Source organism: Kitasatospora sp. NPDC032150, assembly GCF_055579945.1.
In genome coordinates this window covers 32191-52581 of sequence record NZ_JBVIMH010000021.1, presented here as the reverse complement: position 1 = coordinate 52581, position 20391 = coordinate 32191, and the positions used below count along the sequence as shown (strand labels likewise).

General features: G+C 72.2%; 18 protein-coding genes and 2 tRNA genes. 11 read left to right on the top strand and 9 right to left on the bottom strand.

The window, feature by feature from the left end:
* Positions 1-189: 189 nt before the first annotated feature.
* Together ACZ5ON_RS23670 and pyrE are read left to right on the top strand one after the other, a co-directional pair.
* Entirely contained in the window at positions 190-1485 is a 1296-nt protein-coding gene (locus ACZ5ON_RS23670) for an SRPBCC family protein (RefSeq protein ID WP_465596063.1), read from the top strand.
* A 170-nt stretch (positions 1486-1655) separates the two neighbouring features.
* A complete protein-coding gene (pyrE, locus tag ACZ5ON_RS23665; protein ID WP_465596060.1) occupies positions 1656-2192 on the top strand; it encodes an orotate phosphoribosyltransferase in 537 nt (178 codons plus the stop codon).
* Positions 2193-2282: 90 nt separating this feature from the next.
* On the opposite strand, the gene ACZ5ON_RS23660 is transcribed toward pyrE, so the two are convergent.
* Positions 2283-2993 carry a DedA family protein gene (locus tag ACZ5ON_RS23660; RefSeq protein WP_465596289.1) on the bottom strand — a complete coding sequence of 237 codons (711 nt, stop codon included), beginning with the start codon at positions 2991-2993 and terminating at the stop codon, positions 2283-2285.
* A gap of 343 nt (positions 2994-3336) precedes the next feature.
* Here ACZ5ON_RS23660 and fbaA point away from each other — a divergent pair, with 343 nt between their 5' ends.
* Complete coding sequence (fbaA, locus tag ACZ5ON_RS23655; RefSeq protein ID WP_465596057.1) at positions 3337-4359, top strand: class II fructose-bisphosphate aldolase; 1023 nt, start codon at positions 3337-3339, stop codon at positions 4357-4359.
* 131 nt (positions 4360-4490) lie between these two features.
* Here fbaA and ACZ5ON_RS23650 read toward each other — a convergent pair whose 3' ends face one another.
* Positions 4491-4910: a DUF3151 domain-containing protein gene (locus ACZ5ON_RS23650; protein WP_465596054.1), complete on the bottom strand. Its 420-nt coding sequence runs from the start codon at positions 4908-4910 to the stop codon at positions 4491-4493.
* 191 nt (positions 4911-5101) lie between these two features.
* Here ACZ5ON_RS23650 and ACZ5ON_RS23645 point away from each other — a divergent pair, with 191 nt between their 5' ends.
* Complete coding sequence (locus ACZ5ON_RS23645) at positions 5102-6013, top strand: DUF3152 domain-containing protein (protein ID WP_465596051.1); 912 nt, start codon at positions 5102-5104, stop codon at positions 6011-6013.
* A gap of 69 nt (positions 6014-6082) precedes the next feature.
* Here the strand turns inward: ACZ5ON_RS23645 and ACZ5ON_RS23640 are convergent, their stop codons facing one another.
* From ACZ5ON_RS23640 to purS, 5 genes are all read right to left on the bottom strand, one after another.
* Positions 6083-7843, bottom strand: a complete 1761-nt coding sequence (locus ACZ5ON_RS23640) for a P-loop NTPase family protein (RefSeq protein ID WP_465596048.1) — start codon at positions 7841-7843, stop codon at positions 6083-6085.
* 83 nt (positions 7844-7926) lie between these two features.
* Entirely contained in the window at positions 7927-8751 is an 825-nt protein-coding gene (locus tag ACZ5ON_RS23635) for a maleylpyruvate isomerase family mycothiol-dependent enzyme (protein ID WP_465596045.1), read from the bottom strand.
* A 166-nt stretch (positions 8752-8917) separates the two neighbouring features.
* Positions 8918-11173 (bottom strand): phosphoribosylformylglycinamidine synthase subunit PurL, encoded by a 2256-nt coding sequence (gene purL / locus ACZ5ON_RS23630; RefSeq protein WP_465596042.1) that lies wholly within the window; start codon positions 11171-11173, stop codon positions 8918-8920.
* Entirely contained in the window at positions 11173-11871 is a 699-nt protein-coding gene (gene purQ, locus ACZ5ON_RS23625; protein WP_465596039.1) for a phosphoribosylformylglycinamidine synthase subunit PurQ, read from the bottom strand. Before purQ ends, purL begins: the two co-directional genes overlap by 1 nt.
* Entirely contained in the window at positions 11868-12122 is a 255-nt protein-coding gene (gene purS / locus ACZ5ON_RS23620) for a phosphoribosylformylglycinamidine synthase subunit PurS (protein WP_344639188.1), read from the bottom strand. The genes purQ and purS overlap by 4 nt, the downstream gene beginning before the upstream one ends.
* Positions 12123-12588: 466 nt before the next feature.
* On the opposite strand from purS, the gene ACZ5ON_RS23615 reads away from it, so the two are divergent.
* The 7 genes from ACZ5ON_RS23615 to ACZ5ON_RS23585 all read left to right on the top strand — a co-directional run bounded on the left by ACZ5ON_RS23615 (position 12589) and on the right by ACZ5ON_RS23585 (position 17288).
* Positions 12589-12906, top strand: a complete 318-nt coding sequence (locus tag ACZ5ON_RS23615) for a histone-like nucleoid-structuring protein Lsr2 (RefSeq protein WP_030304494.1) — start codon at positions 12589-12591, stop codon at positions 12904-12906.
* 154 nt (positions 12907-13060) lie between these two features.
* A tRNA-Gly gene (locus ACZ5ON_RS23610) sits at positions 13061-13133 on the top strand.
* A 36-nt stretch (positions 13134-13169) separates the two neighbouring features.
* Positions 13170-13245: transfer RNA gene (locus tag ACZ5ON_RS23605), tRNA-Gly, on the top strand.
* Between the two features lie 210 nt (positions 13246-13455).
* Positions 13456-14460, top strand: a complete 1005-nt coding sequence (locus tag ACZ5ON_RS23600; protein ID WP_465596034.1) for an ABC transporter ATP-binding protein — start codon at positions 13456-13458, stop codon at positions 14458-14460.
* Positions 14457-15284 carry an ABC transporter permease gene (locus tag ACZ5ON_RS23595; RefSeq protein ID WP_465596031.1) on the top strand — a complete coding sequence of 276 codons (828 nt, stop codon included), beginning with the start codon at positions 14457-14459 and terminating at the stop codon, positions 15282-15284. Before ACZ5ON_RS23600 ends, ACZ5ON_RS23595 begins: the two co-directional genes overlap by 4 nt.
* 100 nt (positions 15285-15384) lie before the next feature.
* Positions 15385-16638 (top strand): sensor histidine kinase, encoded by a 1254-nt coding sequence (locus tag ACZ5ON_RS23590; protein WP_465596028.1) that lies wholly within the window; start codon positions 15385-15387, stop codon positions 16636-16638.
* Positions 16635-17288, top strand: coding sequence for a response regulator (locus ACZ5ON_RS23585; RefSeq protein ID WP_465596025.1), 654 nt, complete (start codon positions 16635-16637; stop codon positions 17286-17288). Before ACZ5ON_RS23590 ends, ACZ5ON_RS23585 begins: the two co-directional genes overlap by 4 nt.
* A 145-nt stretch (positions 17289-17433) precedes the next feature.
* Here the strand turns inward: ACZ5ON_RS23585 and ACZ5ON_RS23580 are convergent, their stop codons facing one another.
* Both ACZ5ON_RS23580 and ACZ5ON_RS23575 read right to left on the bottom strand, forming a co-directional pair.
* Positions 17434-18333 carry a phosphoribosylaminoimidazolesuccinocarboxamide synthase gene (locus tag ACZ5ON_RS23580; RefSeq protein WP_465596022.1) on the bottom strand — a complete coding sequence of 300 codons (900 nt, stop codon included), beginning with the start codon at positions 18331-18333 and terminating at the stop codon, positions 17434-17436.
* A gap of 390 nt (positions 18334-18723) precedes the next feature.
* Positions 18724-20262, bottom strand: a complete 1539-nt coding sequence (locus ACZ5ON_RS23575) for a N,N-dimethylformamidase beta subunit family domain-containing protein (RefSeq protein WP_465596019.1) — start codon at positions 20260-20262, stop codon at positions 18724-18726.
* Positions 20263-20391 lie beyond the last annotated feature (129 nt).

Here is a 20391-nt window from a genome sequence, read left to right as displayed (position 1 = left end):
ACCTATCGGGGCGTCCCGTTCCATCGCGTCCACCGCGGGGTGTCCGCCGCGGAGTGCTCGCCGCGCACGCACCCGGCGAGGTCGGATGACTGCGCTGCGTGAGCCGGTCGGGGCGACCGGGACGGCGCCGGTGCGAAGAACCTGCCCGCTAGCTCTCGCCCCGGGGGACGGGTCGGTAGGCTCGCGGGCATGGAGCATGAGGTTGTCGTCCCGCTGCCGGCCGCCGTCGTCCAGCAGGCCATGCAGGATCCGGAACTACTGGTCCGCTGTGTCCCCGGGCTGAGCACCGACGCCGATGAGGACGCCGAGGCCGGCGCCGCCCAGGACGCCGCGAAGAAGTCCGGCAAGGGCGGCCGGGGCCGGAAGAACGCTGCCAAGAACCCCCCGCGGTACGCGTTCGGCGACGAGATCGGCGGCCGGCTCCGGCTGCGGATCGGCGGCTCCACCATCACCTACCGGGGCGTGCTCTCGCTGATCGAGGGACGGGAGGGTGTCCTCACCGCCTTCGGCGAGGGCCAGGAGTCGCGGGGCAGCGGCGAGGCGAGCGCGACCGTCCGGATCGCCGTCGCCCCGGCCGGCGACGAGGAGACGCCGAGCACCGCCCTGCGGTTCACCGGCGACCTGAGCGCGAGCGGCCGACTGGCCGAGCTGGACTCCGCCACCCTGGCCGCGGCCGGTCGTCGGCTGCTGGAGCGGTTCGCCGCCGCGCTGGCCGCCGAGGCCGCCGGCGAGGAGCCGCCCGGCGCCACCGTCGTCTACCTGGAGGCCCACGCCCCGGGCTTCGGCAGTGACCTGGACGAGGACCTCTCCGACCTGATCCCCTTCTCGGACGAGGCCGTCTTCACGAAGAGCCAGGAGGAGCCCGCCGAGACCGCCGAGACCGCTGAAGCCACCGAGGCCACTGAGACCGCTGAAGCCGCCGAGACCGCCGAGCCTGCCGCTACCGAGACCGCCACTCCGGAGGCCGGGGCCGCCGAGCCGGAGGAAGCGGCCGCGGAGGTGGGTGAGGCTGTGGAGGCCGAGGCATCTGAGGAGGCCGAGGAGGCTGCCGAGGCGGGCGTGACGGAAGGGGCCGGTGCGACCGAGGCGGGGGAAGCCCCACAGGAGACGGGCGAGGCCGAGGAGGCGGTCGAGGAGGCGGTCGAGATCCCCGACTCCCCGGCGGGCCTCACCTACGAGTTCGAGCAGGAGTACGAGCACGGTCTCGGCTCTGCGGACGAACCGCTCACCGGCCCGGTACGCCGGAGCATCGTCGGCCGCTCGGCCGAGGAGGTGGACCACGCCCCGCCGCGCGGCCGGTACGCGCCCGCGCCGCCCGCCCGCAGCGCCCGTGACCGGGCCGCCACCCGCTGGGCCGGTACGGACGTGACCCCGGTCAGCGGCGGCCCGGTCGGTGACCGCGGCGCGATGCCGTGGGTGATCGGCGGTGGAGTGGCGCTGATCGGTGGCGCGGTGATCCTGGTGCGCGCCCTCCGCCGACGCTGACGTCCCCGGGGGAGACTGGACCGGGTCCACCGGCGGCCCGCTGTTGCGCACGCGCGCGGGCCCGGGTGCGACCTGCCGCGTGCGCGGCCGGTTCCGGCTCCCCGGGTTCCGCCGTGCCGGTGCGGGCCCTTCGCGGTCGCGCAGGGGTCCGGGGCCTAGACTGGCTGCTCATGAACAATGACCGCGACGCCCTGCTGGCGCAGATCAAGGACAAGGCCGTCGTACACGGCAAGGTCACCCTCTCCTCCGGCCTGGAGGCCGACTACTACGTGGACCTGCGCCGCGTCACGCTGGACGCCGAGGCGGCGCCGCTGGTGGGCAAGGTCATGCTGGACGCCACCGCGGACCTGGAGTACGACGCCGTGGGCGGGCTGACCCTGGGCGCCGACCCGGTGGCCACCGCGATGATGCACGCCGCCGCCGCCCGCGGCCGCAAGCTCGACGCCTTCGTGGTCCGCAAGACGGGCAAGGCGCACGGTCTGCAGCGCCGGATCGAGGGCCCGGACGTCAAGGGCCGCCGGGTGCTGGCGGTCGAGGACACCTCCACCACCGGCGGATCGGTGCTCACCGCCGTCGAGGCGCTGCGTGAGGCCGGCGCCGAGGTGGTCGGCGTCGCGGTGATCGTGGAGCGCGGCGCGGCCCCGGCGATCGAAAAGGCGGGCCTGCGCTACTACACCGCCTACACCCTGGACGACCTGGGCCTGTAAGCCCGCGGGTCGAGCAGATACGGCGACGGCCGGTGTTTCACGTGGTTTCACGTGAAACACCGGCCGTCGCCGTCGTCCGGGCCGCCCCGTTCAGACCTTGCGGTGGCGGCCGCCCCCGGTGCCGACCGGCTCGCCGCCCTCGGTGGCCGGGCCGGCCTTCTTCTTCTTGCGCTCCCGCAGCACCTCGACGATGATCGGCGAGACCGAGATCAGGACGATCAGCGCCATCGCCGGGATCAGGTACTTGTCGATCACCGGCGCCATCGCGTCACCGAAGAAGTAGCCGATCGCCAGCATGGACTCGGTCCACAGCACACCGCCGACCACGTTCCAGGTGAAGAAGGTCCTGGCCGGCATCTCCAGCGTGCCCGCGACCGGGTTGAGGAAGGTCCGCACGATCGGGATGAAGCGGGCCATCACCACGGCCTTCGCCGGGCCGAACTTGTCGAAGTACTCCTCCGCCTTGACCACGTACTCCCGGCGGAAGATCTTCGACTCGGGCTTGTCGAACAGCCGTGGTCCGACCTTGGCGCCGATCAGATGGCCGAGCTGCGCTCCGGCGACGGCGCAGATCGGCGCGCCGAGGAAGAGCACCGCGGCCGGGAGCCTGGCGCCCTCGCCGAGCACCGTGGAGGCGGCGCTGGAGGCGGCCACTCCGGCCAGGATCAGTAGGGAGTCGCCGGGAAAGAAGAACCCGATCAGCAGGCCCGTCTCGGCGAAGATGATCGCGAGCAGCCCGATGGCACCCAGCGACGAGATCAGCGACTTTGCGTCGAGCACGTTGACGGCTAGCTGGTTCATGGTGTCCACGCGCGCAGGATAGCGTTCCGGGCTGGCGAAGAGCTGAAGACACCGGTGCTGCCGGGGCCCCGGCAGCACCTTCGCGGCCCGCTTCGAAGGGCTCCGTCCCAGGTGGTGGGCCGCTGGGTGACCCCGGGGGACGAGTCTGGGAAGATGGCACAGGTGTCCGCCTCGCGGTCATGGAACCACCCTCGTCCCTCGTACCGCGGTCGGCACCGTCGAACCGGGTGCCGGAGCCGCAGCGCAGCGTCGCGCCGGCCAGCAAGTGCCTCATTTCGACCCAGGCGTACCGCGTCTTGGACAGAGTCGTCCGAGCGCCCCACACCGACAGGAGCGGATTCGCATGCCCATCGCAACTCCCGAGGTCTACAACGAGATGCTCGACCGGGCCAAGGCAGGCAAGTTCGCCTACCCGGCCATCAACGTCACCTCGTCACAGACGCTGCACGCCGCCCTGCGCGGTTTCGCCGAGGCCGAGAGCGACGGCATCATCCAGATCTCCACCGGTGGCGCGGAGTTCCTCGGCGGCCAGCACAAGAAGGACATGGTGACCGGCGCCGTCGCGCTCGCCGAGTTCGCCCACATCGTGGCCGCCAAGTACGACATCACCGTCGCGCTGCACACCGACCACTGCCCGAAGGACAAGCTGGACGGCTACGTCCGCCCGCTGCTGGCGATCTCCGCCGAGCGCGTGGCCAAGGGCCAGAACCCGCTCTTCCAGTCGCACATGTGGGACGGCTCCGCCGAGACCCTGAGCGACAACCTGACCATCGCCCAGGAGCTGCTCGCCCAGGCCGCCGCCGCCAAGATCATCCTTGAGGTCGAGATCACCCCGACCGGTGGCGAGGAGGACGGCGTCTCGCACGAGATCAACGACGAGCTGTACACCACCGTCAACGACGCCGTCCGCACCGCCGAGGCCCTGGGCCTGGGCGAGAAGGGCCGCTACCTGCTGGCCGCCTCCTTCGGCAACGTCCACGGTGTCTACAAGCCGGGCAACGTGGTGCTGAAGCCGGAGCTGCTGCGCGAGCTGCAGGACGCGATCGGCAAGCAGTACGGCAAGACCGACCCGTTCGACTTCGTCTTCCACGGCGGCTCCGGCTCCACCCCGCAGGAGATCGCCACCGCGCTGGAGAACGGCGTCGTGAAGATGAACCTCGACACCGACACCCAGTACGCGTTCACCCGGCCGGTCGCGGACCACATGTTCAAGAACTACGACGGTGTGCTGAAGGTCGACGGCGAGGTCGGCAAGAAGAGCACCTACGACCCGCGCACCTGGGGCAAGCTGGCCGAGGCGGGCATGGCCGCCCGCGTGCTCGAGGCCGCCCAGCAGCTGCGCTCGGCCGGCAACCGCATCAAGTAGGGCCCGGCGGCATCGAGTAGGTCCCGGCCCACCGGGCGAGGTCCCGGCCCACCGGGCTACCGGGCCCCGAAAGCGCCAGGGGTGCCCTCCGCGACGGCGGAGGGCACCCCTTCGGCATGAGTGGCGGTCAGCTACTGCTTGAGCTCGGCGTACGCCTCCGCGCTGCTGTCGCGCAGGAACTGCCAGCAGCGCTCGGCCTCCTCGGTCTCCTTGATCGCCTCCGCCGCGCGGGCCAGGCCCGCGAGGCAGCGCAGGAACCCCCGGTTGCCCCGGTGCTCCCACGGCACCGGGCCGTGGCCCTTCCAGCCGTTGCGGCGCAGCGCGTCCAGGCCCCGGTGGTAACCGGTGCGCGCGTAGGCGTACGACTCCACCACTCGACCGGCGTCGAAGGCGTCGTCGGCGAGCATCGCCCAGGCCAGCGAGAAGGTCGGGAACGCCGCCGCGACCTGGGTCGGGGACGCCGACTCCTCGCCGAGCATCCGGTACGGCTGCTCGTCCTCGGGCAGCAGGGTCGGCTCCGGTCCGCCGAGCAGGTTCTTGTAGTTGGTCATGCAGTGAAGTCTGCCATCCGCGCCCCGCACACGGTCCGGAGGCGTTCGGGCACCATCCGTGGCATCGGGGGTCTTGCGCTCCAGCCGAATTGGGAGTATGTGGACAGCCCGCCGCGCGGCATGCAAGGGTGGTCGACACCGTCAACGAGTTGACAGTGCATCACCCTGTCGGGCGACCAGAGAGCGTACGCGTGCGAGCAACTACGAAGAGCCGGTCCCAGGCCGCCCCGAACCGCCGGCAGGCCAGACGACGCCGGCAGGCCAAGCGACGCAGACTGGCCATTCAGCTCGCACTGCTGGGCGGAGGCCTCGCCGCGGCCGCCGCGCTGGTGGTGCCCGGCGGCGGCAGCGACAGGCCGACCGCCGGTCCGACCACCCAGGCCCGGGCGGTCCCGTCGATGAGCGAGTCGCCCGCCGCCGGCGGTTCGGACAGCCCCAGCGGCCGGGTGGAGACGCCGAGTTCACCTGGCGCCACGTCCTCGCCCTCGTCGTCGCCGTCCTCGTCCTCGTCCTCGGCGAGCGGTTCGGCCGACCCCGGACCGGCCAAGGGCAAGGGCTCCTTCACCACGGCCGTCGCCGACGGCGCCGCCGCCGGGCAGGGCAACATCCGCCGCTACAAGGTCGAGGTCGAGGACGGCATCGGGATCGACGCCCAGGCCGCCGCCAAGCAGATCCACAACATCCTTTCCGACAAGCGGAGTTGGACCACCAACGGCAAGGACGGCTTCCAGCTGGTGTCCGACGGCAAGTACGACTTCACCATCAAGATCGCCTCACCGGCCACCGTCGACGCGATCTGCGCGACCGGTGGACTGAACACCGGCGGCGAGGTGAACTGCGACGTCGGCCCGCAGGTCGTGGTCAACCTCAAGCGCTGGAACACCGGTTCGCCGCAGTTCACCGGATCGATCGACGACTACCGCGCCCTGATCATCAATCACGAGGTCGGCCACCGGATCGGCCACGGCCACGAAGGCTGCCCCGGCAAGGGCAAGCTCGCCCCGGCGATGATGCAGCAGATCTACGGCCTCAACGGCTGCCTTCCCAACGCCTGGCCGTACACCGCCGACGGCACCTACATCAGCGGTCCGAGCGTGCCGTAACCGCGGGGCCCCGCCCCACCGGGCCGCGCGAGCGGCCCCGGCAGCCCACGCGGTCCCCCGCGTTTCGGGTCAGTACTCGATCGCGGCGATGCCGTCCGAGGTGCCGAGGACCAGCCGGCCGTCGGCCAGGGTGAGGGCCCAGACCTGGGAGCCGAGGCGCAGGTCCAGCGGCTCGAGGCGGTGCGGCGCGCTGATCCGGACCAGGCCGTCGGCCCAGGCGGCGGCGAGCACCAGGCCGGCCGGGGTCCCGGCCGCGGCGACCGCGTTGACCGGCCCCTGACGACGGGCCGACGGCTCGGCGTGTGGCGCCGTACCGGGCCACCAGGCCCGGACGGTCCCGTCGAAGCCGCCGCAGACCAGCACCGGACGGCCGTCCACGACGGCACCCGCGAGCGCCGTCACCGGGCCGGCGTGCAGCCGCTCGGTGAGTACCGCGCCGTCCTGGTACCAGTGCACCGAACCGGACTCGTCGGCCACCGCGGGCGCCGAGCCGGGCAGGCCGGGGACGGTGGCCAGCGCGCTCAGGCCGCCCTCGGCCGCACCGCGCAGCGCGTCCAGCGGGCCCGCCGTCGCCGAGGGCTGTTCGGCGGCGCCCCCTGGAGCCGGTACCGCCTCCAGGCCGCCCGAGGCGTCCAGCAGCAGCACCTCGCCGACGGCGGTGACGGCGAGCGCCCGCAACGGCTCGGGACCCGGCGTGGCCACCCGGGCCAGCGGGACACCGGTCTCCGCCTGGACGGTGCGGACGGTGCCCCCCGGGTCGGCGAGCAGCAGTTGGCCCGCGTAGGCGCCCGCGCCGAGAGCCAGCGAGGCCACCGGACCGGGCCAGCCGATCGAGGAGTTGGGCCAGAGCGCCCAGGCCCCGCGCCAGGGCGCGGGCACGGTGGCGAGCCGCTCGGCGGCCCGGTCGTCCAGGCCGATCAGCCGGGTGCGCAGCAGGGCGGCCCGTACGCCGGGGTCGGGTTCGGCGATCAGCGCCGGCCCGGCCGCGTCCCAGGCGGCCGGGATCGGGCCGCCGATGTCCTCCAGGGCGGCGGTCACCGCGACCGGCCCCGCACAGGTGAGCATGGCCGGGTCGGCCAGCAACCCGACGGTGCCGCCCTCGCGGGTGGTCGCCGTCCAGAGTTCGGAGAGCACCCGCTCGTCGGCGGCGGTCGGGTCGAGGCCGCCGTCACCGCGGCGCGGCACCCGGGCGGCCAGTTGGGCCACGGTGGCGGGAGCGTCGGGCCGGGTGCGGCCGAGCGCGGCGCCCGGGCTCGGGTAGCCGGCGGGGTCGGCGTTCAGGCCCGCGCACCAGCGCTGGTAGCGGGCCTGGTCGGTCCACTGCGGCAGGTCGAGGTCGAGGACGGCGGGCTGCTCGACGGCGGTGAGGCCGAGCGCCTCGGGACTGCCCTCCGGGGCCTCCACGATCAGCCGGACCCGGGGCAGGCGTAGCAGCGGGTCGAGGAGTTCGGCGACCAACCGGGCGGGGTCGGCGGCCCGGTTGAGGCCGGGCAGGCAGACGACCGTCCGGCCGTCGCCCTCGGCCAGCGCGCTGAGCAGGTCACCGGGAGTGCGGGCGACCACGCCGAGTCGGCGGCCGAGCGCCCAGACCACGCCCCGGACGCTCGTGCCGTCGGCCGGGACCGCGGCGTGCAGCCGCCGCTCCGGGGCAACTTCACCGCCGCAGGCCTGGACCAGCCACTCCAGCAGGTGGGTCTTGCCCGAGCCGGGTGCTCCGGCGATCCGGCAGAGCCGGGGGGCTCGGTCGTCGTCCAGCCAGCCCAGCAGCGCGGCCCCGGCCGGGCGCCGTCCGGCCCGCAGCGGCGGTATCGCGTGGCCCTGCCCGGTCATGCCCACTCCCCCATCGTCCTTGCCTCTCCGGCCGGTTGGTGAGCTTACTTGGCCCTCCGCTACGGCTTCGGCACAGGCGTCCGTCAGCCCATGACGGGCAGGTACCCGGAGAGGTCGCTGCGCTCCCCGCTGGCCGAGACCGCGGTGGACTCGACCGCGGCGGCCCAGTCGGTGCGTCCGGTGGCGAGGCGGATCCAGCTGAGCGGGTCGGTCTCGACGACGTTCGGCGGGGTGCCCCGGGTGTGCCTCGGCCCGGGTACGGCCTGCACCACGGCGTACGGGGGGATCCTCAACTCCACTGAGCCTCCGGGGACCTGCGCGGCGAACGCGTCGGCCAGCAGCCGGGTGACGGCGGCCACCGCCTGCTTGACGTGCGGGAAGCCGGCCAGGCCGAGCGCGTCCGCGAGGTCGTCCGCGTGCACCACGGCCTCGACCAGACGGGTGACCAGTACGTCGGTCATCAGTATCGGGCCGAAGCGGCTCGCGAACTTCCGTCCGAAGTCGGTGACTTCGGGGCGGTCCAGGGCGCTCAGCAGTGCGTCGGCGACCCGGTCGAACTCCCGGGCCACCTCCTCGGGGGTGCCCCCGAAGGCCTTCCGCGCGTGCTCCTCGACCATCTCCTCGACCGCCGCGGCCGCGGTCCGCGTCAGACCGACCCACTCGACCAGGGGCAGCGGATCGCCCTCCGGCGGCCGGGCGTCGAGCCGCACGGGCAGCATCTCCAGCGCCTGGCCGAGGTGCGCGACCAGCTGCCGGACCTTCCAGTCCCCCAGCCTGGTCGGCCGGTCGAGCATCTCCTCGGCCTCGGGACGGGCGCACAGCTCGCGGACCGCGCCGCGCAGCACCTCGGTCTGCCCGGCGAGGGCGGCGCGGACCTTGACGGGGTCGTACACACGGGGCTTGGTCATACCCGGCAGGCTAACGAATCATCAGAGCGCCGGTGAGCGGAACCGCGGACCGGCCGACCGGGCGCACGGCCGGGTCGAGTACCGGCCGCGACAGCGGTCAGGGGCGCGGTTCCCCGCGCCCCTGACCACTCTTCCGCCGCCCCGGACGGGGCCGCGCGCGAACGGACTAGGCGAGCAGCGCCTCGATGACGCCGGTGTGCGCGTCCTTGAGCTCGGTCAGCGAGACGCTGAACTGGCCCTGGACGTCGAGGGTTTCGCCGTCCACGACACCGATGCGGGTGGCCGGGAGGCCGCGCGCACCGCACATGTCGTTGAACCGGACCTCCTCGCTGCGCGGCACCGCGACCACCGCGCGCCCAGCCGACTCGGAGAACAGGAACACGAACGGGTCCATGCCCTCCGGCGCCACGACCCGGGCACCGTTGCCGCCCTTGAGGCAGCTCTCCACCAGCGCCATGCCCAGACCGCCGTCCGAGAGGTCGTGCGCGGCGTCGATCATGCCGTCGCGCGAGGCGGCGATCAGGATCTCGCCGAGCAGCCGCTCGCGCTCCAGGTCCACCTTGGGCGGCAGGCCGCCGAGGTGGTCGTGGATGACCTGCGACCAGGCGGAGCCGCCCAGTTCGTCGGCGGTGTCACCGAGCAGGTAGAGCAGCTGGCCGGCCTCGCCGAAGCCGATCGGGGTGCGCCGGTTGACGTCGTCGATGACGCCGAGCACCGCGACCACGGGGGTCGGGTGGATGGCGACCTCGCCGGTCTGGTTGTAGAGCGAGACGTTGCCGCCGGTGACCGGGGTGCCGAGCACCTGGCAGGCGTCGGCCAGGCCGCGGGTGGCCTCGGCGAACTGCCACATCACGTCCGGGTCCTCGGGGGAGCCGAAGTTGAGGCAGTCGGAGACGGCGAGCGGTTTGGCGCCGCCGGCCGCGACGTTGCGGTACGCCTCGGCCAGGGCCAGCTGGGCGCCGGTGTACGGGTCCAGCTTGGTGTAGCGGCCGTTGCCGTCGGTGGCGAGGGAGACACCGAGGTCGGTCCCCTCGTCGATCCGGATCATGCCGGAGTCCTCGGGCGAGGCGAGCACCGTGTTGCCGAGCACGAAGCGGTCGTACTGGTCGGTGATCCACGCCTTGGAGGCCTGGTTGGGCGAGGCGACGACCTTCAGCAGGTCCGCCTTCAGCGCCTCGCCGTCGGCGGGCCGGGCGAGCCGGGCCCCCGTCGGCGCGTCGGCCTGCAGCGCGTCCTGCCAGCTCGGGCGGGCGTACGGGCGGTGGTAGGTCGGGCCCTCGTGGGCGACGGTGCGCGGCGGTACGTCCACCACCAGCTCACCGTGCCAGAAGATCTCCAGGCGCTCGCCGTCGGTCACCTCACCGATCACGGTGGCGATGACGTCCCACTTCTCGCAGATCTCCAGGAAGCGGTCGACCTTGTCGGGCTCGACGATCGCGCACATGCGCTCCTGCGACTCGCTCATGAGGATCTCCTCCGGCGAGAGCGTGTGGTCGCGCAGCGGCACGGTGTCCAGCTCGATCCGCATGCCGCCCGAGCCGGCCGAGGCCAGCTCGCTGGTGGCGCAGGACAGCCCGGCGCCGCCGAGGTCCTGGATGCCCTTGACCAGCTTCTCGGCGAAGATCTCCAGGGTGCACTCGATGAGCAGCTTCTCCTGGAACGGGTCGCCGACCTGGACGGCGGGGCGCTTGGCCGGGCCGGTAGCGTCGAAGGTCTCCGAGGCCAGCACCGAAACACCGCCGATGCCGTCGCCGCCCGTCCGGGCGCCGTACAGGATGACCTTGTTGCCGGCGCCCGAGGCCTGCGCGAGGTGGATGTCCTCGTGCTTCATCACGCCCACGCAGAGCGCGTTGACCAGCGGGTTGCCCTGGTAGCAGGAGTCGAAGACGACCTCGCCGCCGATGTTGGGCAGGCCCAGGCAGTTGCCGTATCCGCCGATGCCCGAGACGATCCCGGGCAGCACGCGCCGGGTGTCCGGGTGGTCGGCCGCACCGAAGCGCAGCGGGTCCATCACGGCGACCGGCCGGGCGCCCATCGCCAGGATGTCGCGGACGATGCCGCCGATGCCCGTGGCCGCGCCCTGGTAGGGCTCGATGTACGACGGGTGGTTGTGCGACTCGACCTTGAAGGTGACCGCGTAACCCTGGCCGACGTCCACGACGCCGGCGTTCTCGCCGATACCGACCAGCATCGCGTTGCTGTCCGGCTTCTTCTCACCGAACTGCTTCAGGTGCACCTTGGAGCTCTTGTACGAGCAGTGCTCCGACCACATGACGGAGTACATCGCCAGCTCGGCGCCGGTGGGGCGGCGGCCGAGGATCTCCCGGATCCGGGCGTACTCGTCTTCCTTCAGACCGAGCTCGGCCCAGGGCTGGGCGGCGTCCGGGGTCTGCTCGGCGTTCTTGACGGTGTCGAGGGACATCAGGTGTTCACCAGCTGCTTCAGAACGGAAGTGAAGAAGCCCAGACCATCGGTCCCGCCGGTGCCGACCAGCGGTTCGACGGCGTGCTCCGGGTGCGGCATCAGACCGACGACGTTGCCGGCGGCGTTGCAGATGCCGGCAATGTCATTGAGCGAACCGTTCGGGTTGCCCACCTCGCCCGGACCACTGGCCAGGTAGCGGAAAACGACCCGGCCCTCGGCCTCGAGCTCGTCGATGGTGCGGGCGTCGGCGGTGTAGCGGCCGTCCATGTTCTTCAGCGGGATGTAAATCTCTTGTCCCGCCTGGTAATCAGACGTCCACGCGGTACCCGCATTCTCCACGCGCAGCTTCTGCTCACGGCAGATGAAGTGCAGGTGGTTGTTGCGGAGCATCGCACCGGGCAGCAAGTGCGACTCAGTGAGCACCTGGAAGCCGTTGCAGATGCCGAGGACCGGCATTCCCAGCTTCGCCTGCTCGATGACGGCCTCCATCACAGGCGAGAAGCGGGAGATGGCACCGGCCCGGAGATAGTCGCCGTAACTGAATCCGCCCGGCAGGACGACCGCGTCGACCTGGTGGAGATCCTTGTCACGGTGCCAGAGGGCAACCGGCTCGGCGCCGGCCAGGCGGACCGCGCGCTGAGCGTCACGGTCGTCGAGAGAGCCGGGGAAAGTGACTACGCCTACGCGGGTCGTCACTTCGCCTCCTCCTCGATGCGGACGGTGAAGTCCTCGATCACGGTGTTGGCGAGGAAGGTCTCGGCGGCTTCGCGGATGCGGGCGAGCGCGGCGTCGTCCACCGGCCCTTCCAGCTCCAGTTCGAAACGCTTGCCCTGACGGACATCGGCGATCCCGTCGAATCCCAGACGGGGCAGTGCACGCTGCACCGCCTGTCCCTGGGGGTCGAGGATCTCCGGCTTGAGCATGACGTCGACTACGACGCGTGCCACTTGCACTCCCGGTGGTGTGGTGCGTGAAGGCGGGGGACCTTCAGACTACCGGGGCTTTCGGCCGAGTTTGCCTGCCGGTCAGGGCAACGCGCGTAGACCAACGCCCCTTACGCACCAAGGGTTCCAGGGCACTCAGCCACCTCCTGGACTGCCCACTTTCGGCGGCTTAAATCCCCCTTGTGGAGCATCCACGGGAACGCCCGAATACCGGCACTCCGGACAGATCGACCACCCGTATCGAGACTATCCGCCAGGCGTGAAGACCGATGAAAATTCGGAAAAAGAATGCATGGAGGCCTTCGATTTCCGCCCGCTTCGGGTGCAGAATAGGGCGACCGGCAACGGAGAGTCGGGCGTATCGGCATGAGCCGATGCCGTCCGCCTGCTCATCATTCCCAGCCGGTGCACGGGGTCGGCGAGCGCAGCCCGCGCCCGACGGCCGAATTGCCCGAGAGGATTGACACCCATGGCTCAGCGTGTAGTTGTCACGCTCTCCGACGACCTGGACGGCGGCGCCGCGGCGGAAACCGTCCACTTCGGCGTAGACGGGAAGTCGTACGAGATCGACCTGTCCGTGGACAACGCGGAGAAGCTGCGGGAGGCCCTCGCTCCGTTCGTCGCCGCCGGGCGCCGTCAGAGCCGCACCGGCAAGTCCTTCCGTCGCACCGCGCTCACCCCCGACCCGGCCGCGGTCCGCGCCTGGGCCCAGTCGCGCGGCATGGAACTGCCCGCCCGCGGCCGGATCCCCAAGCACGTCTACGAGGCTTTCGCCGAGGCGAACTGACCCGCCCCGGCAGACCCGTCGCCCCCGCCCCGACCGCGTCGGCGGGAAGGGTGGGGCGACCACCCCGAAAGATGGGGTAGAGTATTCCTCGTCGCCGCAACGGGGAACCGGAGAGGCGGCTGGTGCACCAGGCGGAAACGCCGAAACGCACCGTGCGGACGTGGCTCAGTTGGTAGAGCATCACCTTGCCAAGGTGAGGGTCGCGAGTTCGAATCTCGTCGTCCGCTCGTAGTACTCTCGCAGTACTCATAATTGAAGATCGTGCGGACGTGGCTCAGTTGGTAGAGCATCACCTTGCCAAGGTGAGGGTCGCGAGTTCGAATCTCGTCGTCCGCTCCAGTTGCGAAGGCCCCCTCGACCGAGGGGGCCTTCGCCGTATCCGGCCGCCGCCTCCACCCCGGCCGGCTTTCCCCGGGCGTTCTCCGCCGGCCGCGCATCTCCACCACTCCTCCACTCATGACATTTGTCATCGCCGGTCCGTGGATCCGCACCGGCCTTCGATGACGGCACGCACTGCCCCCGCCGCCCGGCCGACGGGAGGCTGAGGGCATGAAGAACAGCAGCTCCTCCGAGCAGCAGCCCGCCATCGAGGTCCGCGGCCTGCAGCGCCGCTACGGTCCCGCCGGACCGGCCGGTTTCGACGCCGTCCGCGGCATCGACCTCACCGTCCGCCGGGGTGAGCTCTTCGCCCTGCTCGGTACCAACGGCGCGGGAAAGACCTCCACCATGGAGCTGATCGAGGGCCTGGCCGCCCCGACCGGGGGAACGGTCCAGGTGCTCGGCCACGACCCGTACCGGGCGCGGGCGCTGGTCCGGCCCCGGATCGGGATCATGCTGCAGGAAGGCGGCTTCCCCTCCGAGCTCACCGTCGCCGAGACCGGCCGCACCTGGTCCGGGCTCACCAGCGGCGCCCGCCCGGTGGACGAGGCGCTCGACCTGGTCGGCCTGCTGGACCGGCGCCGGGTACGGGTCAAGCAGCTCTCCGGCGGCGAGCGGCGCCGGCTCGACCTGGCCATGGCGCTGCTCGGCCGTCCCGAGGTGCTCTTCCTGGACGAACCCTCCACCGGCCTGGACCCGGAGGCCCGGGCCGCCGTCTGGCGGCTGGTCCGCGAGCTGCGGGCCCAGGGCACCACGGTGCTGCTGACCACGCACTACCTGGAGGAGGCGCAGGAGCTCGCCGACCGCCTCGCCATCATGCACCGGGGCCGGGTGGTCACCGGCGGCAGCGTCGCCCAGGTGATCGCCGACCGCCCGTCCAGGATCACCTTCGAGCTGCCCGAGCGGCACGGCCGCCACCAGGACCTCAGCCTGCCGCCGCTGGACGCCGAGGTCAGCGCCGAGGGCCGCCGGATCACCCTGCGCACCCCGCGGCTCCAGGCCACCCTCACCGAGCTGCTCGGCTGGGCGGCGCACCACGAGATCGAGCTCGGCGCCCTGGACGCCCGCAGTGCCTCGCTCGAAGAGGCCTTCCTGGCGATCGCCGCGGAGGCCGACAACGACACCGACAACAACGACGACACCGACACCCCCGCTCTGATCGGATCCGCCCGATGACCAGCCTGACCGCCACCGCCGCTCCGGACCGGACCTCGTCCTTCGGCCGGCTGATCGCCCTCGGCCGCGCCGAGACCACCCTGCTGCTGCGCAACCGCACCGCGCTGTACATGGCCCTGGCGATGCCGGCGGCGATGGTCCTCGTGGTGCACTCCATGCTCAAGCAGATGGCCACCCACAAGCCGGATCTCGACCAGCACGCCACCTTGATCAGCGCGGTGGCGGGGATGATCCTGATGTTCGTCGTCTACTACAACCTGACCGCCGCGTACGTCGGCCGCCGCATCGCCCTGGTGCTCAAGCGGATGCGCACCGGCGAGGCGACCGATCTGGAGATACTCGGCGGGACGGCCGTCCCCTCGGTGATCCTCGCGCTCGTGGAGTGCGTCGTCCTGGGCGTCGGCGGGGCCGTGGTGCTGAAGCTGCCGGCGCCGGTGAACCCGGTCCTGCTGGTGCTCGGGCTGGTGCTCGGCATCGCCCTGATGGTCGTTCTGGCGGCCGCCACCAGCGCCTTCACCAAGACCGTCGAGAGCGCCGGGATCAGCACCCTGCCGATCATGCTGCTCGCACAGCTCGGCTCCGGAATGATGATCCCCCTGGAGATCCTGCCGCACCAGCTCGCCACCTTCTGCCGCGCGCTGCCCACCACCCCGGCCTTCCAGCTGGTGCGGATCGGCTGGTTCGGCACCGACGGCAGCTCCGCCGCCACCGACTTCCTCGGCACCTGGGCCAAGGCCCTCCCGCACCTCGGGCTGGCCGTGCTCTGGATCGCCGTCGCCGTCTGGGCCGCCCGCCGCTGGTTCCGCTGGGAGCCGCGCGGCTGAGGCCGGTTCATTTCGCCCGCCCCCCGGTTCAGTTCGCCCACGCCCTTGACTGATAGGAAGACAGCGCAATCATGGATTCGGGGGAACGGGGCGATCAAACGTGGATCTGAGCAGACCGGTGCGACGCTGGCGGGCCACCGGGAAGCCGCAGCGCACGGAGATCTACTTCCGCTGGTCGATGTATCTGACCGAGCTGATCCAGCCGCTGATCGCACTGAACTCCGTCGCCAGCCTGCACCCCCGCCCCCCGGTCCTGCTTCCGGCCGCGATGACGGCCTCCGTAGCCGGCGCCGTGCTGGCCATCTGCACCCTGCGCGCCACCCTGGACCACTACGTCGGCCGCCGCGGCAGGCCCACCGGGTGGCTGGTCGCCAACGGACTGCTGCTGACCGCCGCCGTCCCGGTGCTCCTACTGGCCGCCCCGGCCCACGGGGACGAGCAGCTTCCGGCCACCGCCACCGCGATCGCCTACCTGGTGACCTACAGCCTCGCTCCGGTGTTCGTCGCACTGCCGCTCCGCTCCGGCATCCTGACCTGCGCGGCGGCCGTGGCACTGATCGGCCTGGTAGGGCACTTCACCGGGTGTTCCCTCCCCGCCACGGTCGGGGTGGTGATCATCACCGCCTTGTGGACCGCCTTCATGGCCGCCGCCTGGCGCATCTCGGCCTGGGTCATCAAGGTGGTCTGGGAGCTGGACGCCGCACGGGAGAGCCAGGCGCAGCTGGCGGTGGCCGAGGAGCGGTTGCGGTTCTCGCGCGACCTGCACGACGTGATGGGCCGCAACCTGACCACCATCGCACTGAAGAGCGAGCTCGCCGTCCAGCTGGCCCGCCGGGGCCGCCCGGAGGCCGCCGACCAGATGGCCGAGGTGCAGCGGATCGCCCAGGAGTCGCACCGCGAGGTCCGCGACGTGGTGCGCGGCTACCGGGCCGCCGACCTCCGGGTCGAACTGGCTGGCGCGCGCTCGGTGTTGCGCTCCGCCCAGGTCGAGTGCACCGCCGAGCTGGCCCCGGACACCGGCACCCTGCCGCCCACCGTCCAGTCGGTGCTCGGCTGGGTGATCCGCGAGGCGACCACCAACGTGCTGCGGCACAGCGACGCCAGGTACTGCTCGATCCGGCTGGAACTGACCGGCGGACGGGCCGTGCTGGAGATCGAGAACGACGGGGTGCCCACGATCCCCAAGCCCAGTACGGGCAGCGGCACCGGGCTGGCCGGACTCCGCGAACGGCTGACCGCACTCGGCGGCGAACTCACCTGCCGCAAGCCCGGCGCCGGGCGGCACCGGCTCACCGCGATCCTGCCCCTGGCCGACGGCCGCACCGACACCGCCCTGGAGGAGACCACCGGATGACCAGGCCCACCACCGGAGCCCCCGCCTGCGCAGCGCCGCCGCCGGGCATCTGCGTCCTGCTCGCCGACGACGAGCACCTGATCCGGGGCGCGATGGCCGCCCTGCTGGCGCTGGAGGAGGACATCACCGTGGTCGCCCAGGCCGCCTCCGGGCCCGAGGCGCTGGCGATGGCCGAGGCGCACCGGCCTGACGTCGCCGTGCTCGACCTCCAGATGCCCGGTCTGGACGGCATCGAGGTGGCGGCCGAGCTGCGCAAGCGGCTGCCGGGCTGCCGGGCCATGATCGTCACCGGCCACGGCCGCCCCGGCTACCTGAAGCGCGCGCTGGAGGTCGGGGTGCGCGCCTTCCTGCCAAAGACCGTCTCGGCCGAGGAGCTGGCCGGGATCATCCGCACCGTCCGGGCCGGCGGTCGGTACGTGGATCCCGAGCTGGCCGCCGACGCGATCAGCGCCGGGGAGAGCCCGCTGACGCCCCGGGAGACCGATGTGCTGGAGCTGGCCGCCGACGGCACCTCGATCGCCGAGATCGCCGAAAGGGCCTCGCTCTCCCCCGGGACGGTACGCAACTACCTCTCCTCCGCCGCCACCAAGCTGGGGGCGGAGAACCGCCACGCGGCGGTCCGGGTGGCGCGCGAGCACGGCTGGATCTGACCGCCGGTCAGGGCGGCGGCGCGACGGGGGCGTGCCGTCCGGCCGCCCCGGCGCACGCCGTCGGGCCGCTCGCGCCCCTGGGGCAGCGGGGACTCCAGGGGTGCGGGCGGCCCGGAGGGCGCGGGGCTCCGGCGGCCTTCGGCCCTCAGACCCAGCTGAGGCCGGTCAGGCGCTCGTAGGCCTCGACGTACTTGGCGCGGCTGCGCTCGACGACGTCGGCGGGCAGCGCGGGCGGCGGGAGTTCGCTACCGCGGTCCCAACCGGACTCGGGCGAGGTCAGCCAGTCGCGGATGAACTGCTTGTCGAAGGACGGCTGGGCGTGGCCCGGCTCCCACTGGTGGACGGGCCAGAAGCGGGAGGAGTCCGGGGTGAGCACCTCGTCGCCGATCACCAGTTCGCCGTTGCGCAGGCCGAACTCGAACTTGGTGTCGGCGAGGATGATCCCCCGCTCGCGGGCGATGTCCCGGGCCCGGGAGTACACGGCCAGCGTGGTCTGCCGCAGGGTGGCGGCCAGCTCGGCGCCGATCCGGCGGGCGGTCTCCTCGTAGGAGACGTTCTCGTCGTGCTCGCCGACCTCGGCCTTCAGCGCCGGGGTGTAGATCGGCGCGGGCAGTTCGGAGCCGTTCTCCAGCCCCTCGGGCAGCGCGATGCCGCAGACCGTACGGTCCGCCTGGTACTCCACCAGACCGGAACCGGCCAGGTAGCCGCGGGCCACGCACTCCACCGGGACCATGTCCAGGGCGCGGCAGACCAGGGTGCGGCCCTTCCAGTCGGCGGGCGCGCCGGCCGGGACCTCGGTGGAGATCACGTGGTTGGGCACGATGTCGGCGATCCGCTCGAACCACCACAGCGAGAGCTGAGTAAGGATCCGGCCCTTGTCGGGGATGTCGGTCGGCAGCACCCAGTCGAAGGCGGAGGTCCGGTCGCTGGCCACCATCACCAGGTCGCCGTTCTCCGCACGGTAGAGATCGCGCACCTTGCCGGTGTGCAGGTGGACCAGGCCGGGTACCTGGACCGGCTCGGGCTTGGTGACAAATCCGCTCAAGGTGTCTCAGTCCTCAGGGTGGTTCTCGCCCCGGTTCGGCGAGAAAGGGGAGGTCACTGGCCCCGAGTCTGTCACGAAGCCCCCTCCCGGCCCGTTCCACGCGCGTAGTTGCCACCCCTTACCAGCATGGGCCCCGCCGGCGTGGAAAACCCCCGTGGCACCCACCCCGAGCCGAGGGGGCCCCCGGTCGAAGGCTGGGGATGTACCCCCTGGCTGGGGGAGACTGTCGGTGCCGACCCCACCGATCGGCGGCTCCGCCGCGGGGAGCGCCCGGAGGCAAGCGGGCGACCAACGCGCACCGCGGACGCCCTCCCGCCCGCCTCACCGGACAGGCCCTGATACGTAGACCCGGGGCGGACCCGAACCCCGCAAGCAGTGCACTTATACGGTCTAGCCCTCCTTGCAGACGTGGTCGAGCAGGTTGGCCGTCGCCCGCTGGATGCGCTCGTCGGTGTGGCCGGGGCGGTCGAGGGCCGGGGACCAGGCGAAGGTGCCGGCCGCGAAGACGTACGCGCCGCTGGGGGCCCGGTAGAGCGAGGTCTCCTGGTGGCGGGGTTTGCCGAGGGCGTCGCGGTACGGGGAGTGGGCGAGCAGGATCCGCTCGGTGTTCTCCGGCAGGGCGACCCTAGGGAAGTAGCAGTCCGCCTCGCCCGCGACCAGCCCGGGCAACTGCTCGCCCTCCCGCAGACCGGTTCCCTCCCAGAGCCAGTGCGAGGTGTTCCGGGCCACCAGCGGAACGGGCGTGGGCACGCTCCCCGCGTACTGGACGCCGAGCAGGTGCTGCTCCGGCTCGCCCGCGTCCCGCCAGAGCGCGCTCTGGCTGCCGGGCACCCCGCCCCCCGGATGCCCGGCCGGAACCCGTTGGCGCTTGCGGCAGTTGAGCAGCCGGTTCGGCTCACCGGACGGACCGGCCGTCAGCTCGACCCGCCAGTACATGGTGTTGGCGGAGAGGAAGACCAGCGAAATCCCGTTGTCCCTGGCCCGCTCGACGGTACGCCGCATCGGCTCGGACCAGTACTCGTCGTGCCCGGGGAAGATCAGCGCCTTGTGCCGGGCCGGTTCGACCAGGCCGGCGTGCAGGTCCGAGGCGGTGGCGTAAGAGAGGTCGTAGCCGTAGCGCTCGGCCCAGCGGATGAAGTCGTAGGCGTGGCCGACGTGCAGCGGCAGCCCGGCACCCGCGTGCGGCCGGTCGAAGGAGACCGTGACGGCGGCCTCCCGCTCGCCCAGCAGCCGGCCCCCGTCGTCCCAGGCGTGGTAGAGGCTGGCGCCGCGGTGGCCGTCCTCCGGGAAGAGGTTGTACGCCTGCCAGGTCACGTCGGGCAGCACCAGCAGCAGCTCGCACGGGTGCCCGGACTCGGCGAAGTCCCTTACGGTGAAAGGGATGTGGCTGCGGTGCAGGTTGTCCGCGGTGGTGAGCACCGCGACGTACGCGCCCGGCCTCCAGGTCTGCGGGATCTGCAGCCGCCAGGACTGCCACCAGTGGTGGCAGGAGACGGTGCGGCTGACCACCAGCGGCGCGGCCTGGGCCACGCCCGCGATCAGCGGGCTCGATGTCACGTGGTGGGCGCCGTCGCCGTTGTAGTGGCCGATCCGGTAGACGTCCACGGTGAACTCGCGCGGCGGGTTCACCGTGACCCGGAAGTCCACCGAGCCGCCGGGGCGGACCACACCGGCCGAGGCGAAGCCCTTGATCTGCTGGTTCACGTCCTCCGAGGTGGTCGGGGTGCCGACCGGCGGCTTGGGCGGCGGGGTGGCCAACGGCTGCTGGCCGGGTGCGTCCACGCTGACGTACCAGGGGATGGTGCCCCCGGCCCCGGCCACGTACTGGTCCGGACTCCGCAGCCAGGGCAGCGGCCCTTGCCCGAAGGGGTCGGACACACCGTGTGCCAACGTGCCCGACTCCCAGCGGCGGTTGAGTTCCGTCCCCACGCGCCCCTCCCACAGTTGCCGGGCCCGGCCCGGCGCCCCCGCCTGGTGGCATGTGCCACAAGTATGTGCGTGCTGCGGACTAGCACACCACAAATTGCTGGCGCTGCGTCACCCCACGGTAGCAACAAG

What these genes read in the sequence shown, in the direction of transcription:
- ACZ5ON_RS23600 (WP_465596034.1), top strand. Translation starts at nt 13,456, where the DNA reads ATGAAGAACAGCAGCTCCTCCGAGCAGCAGCCCGCCATCGAGGTCCGC.
- purL (WP_465596042.1), bottom strand. Translation starts at nt 11,173, where the DNA reads ATGTCCCTCGACACCGTCAAGAACGCCGAGCAGACCCCGGACGCCGCC.
- pyrE (WP_465596060.1), top strand. Translation starts at nt 1,656, where the DNA reads ATGAACAATGACCGCGACGCCCTGCTGGCGCAGATCAAGGACAAGGCC.
- ACZ5ON_RS23660 (WP_465596289.1), bottom strand. Translation starts at nt 2,993, where the DNA reads ATGAACCAGCTAGCCGTCAACGTGCTCGACGCAAAGTCGCTGATCTCG.
- ACZ5ON_RS23615 (WP_030304494.1), top strand. Translation starts at nt 12,589, where the DNA reads ATGGCTCAGCGTGTAGTTGTCACGCTCTCCGACGACCTGGACGGCGGC.
- fbaA (WP_465596057.1), top strand. Translation starts at nt 3,337, where the DNA reads ATGCCCATCGCAACTCCCGAGGTCTACAACGAGATGCTCGACCGGGCC.
- ACZ5ON_RS23595 (WP_465596031.1), top strand. Translation starts at nt 14,457, where the DNA reads ATGACCAGCCTGACCGCCACCGCCGCTCCGGACCGGACCTCGTCCTTC.
- ACZ5ON_RS23635 (WP_465596045.1), bottom strand. Translation starts at nt 8,751, where the DNA reads ATGACCAAGCCCCGTGTGTACGACCCCGTCAAGGTCCGCGCCGCCCTC.
- ACZ5ON_RS23640 (WP_465596048.1), bottom strand. Translation starts at nt 7,843, where the DNA reads ATGACCGGGCAGGGCCACGCGATACCGCCGCTGCGGGCCGGACGGCGC.
- ACZ5ON_RS23670 (WP_465596063.1), top strand. Translation starts at nt 190, where the DNA reads ATGGAGCATGAGGTTGTCGTCCCGCTGCCGGCCGCCGTCGTCCAGCAG.
- ACZ5ON_RS23650 (WP_465596054.1), bottom strand. Translation starts at nt 4,910, where the DNA reads ATGACCAACTACAAGAACCTGCTCGGCGGACCGGAGCCGACCCTGCTG.
- ACZ5ON_RS23585 (WP_465596025.1), top strand. Translation starts at nt 16,635, where the DNA reads ATGACCAGGCCCACCACCGGAGCCCCCGCCTGCGCAGCGCCGCCGCCG.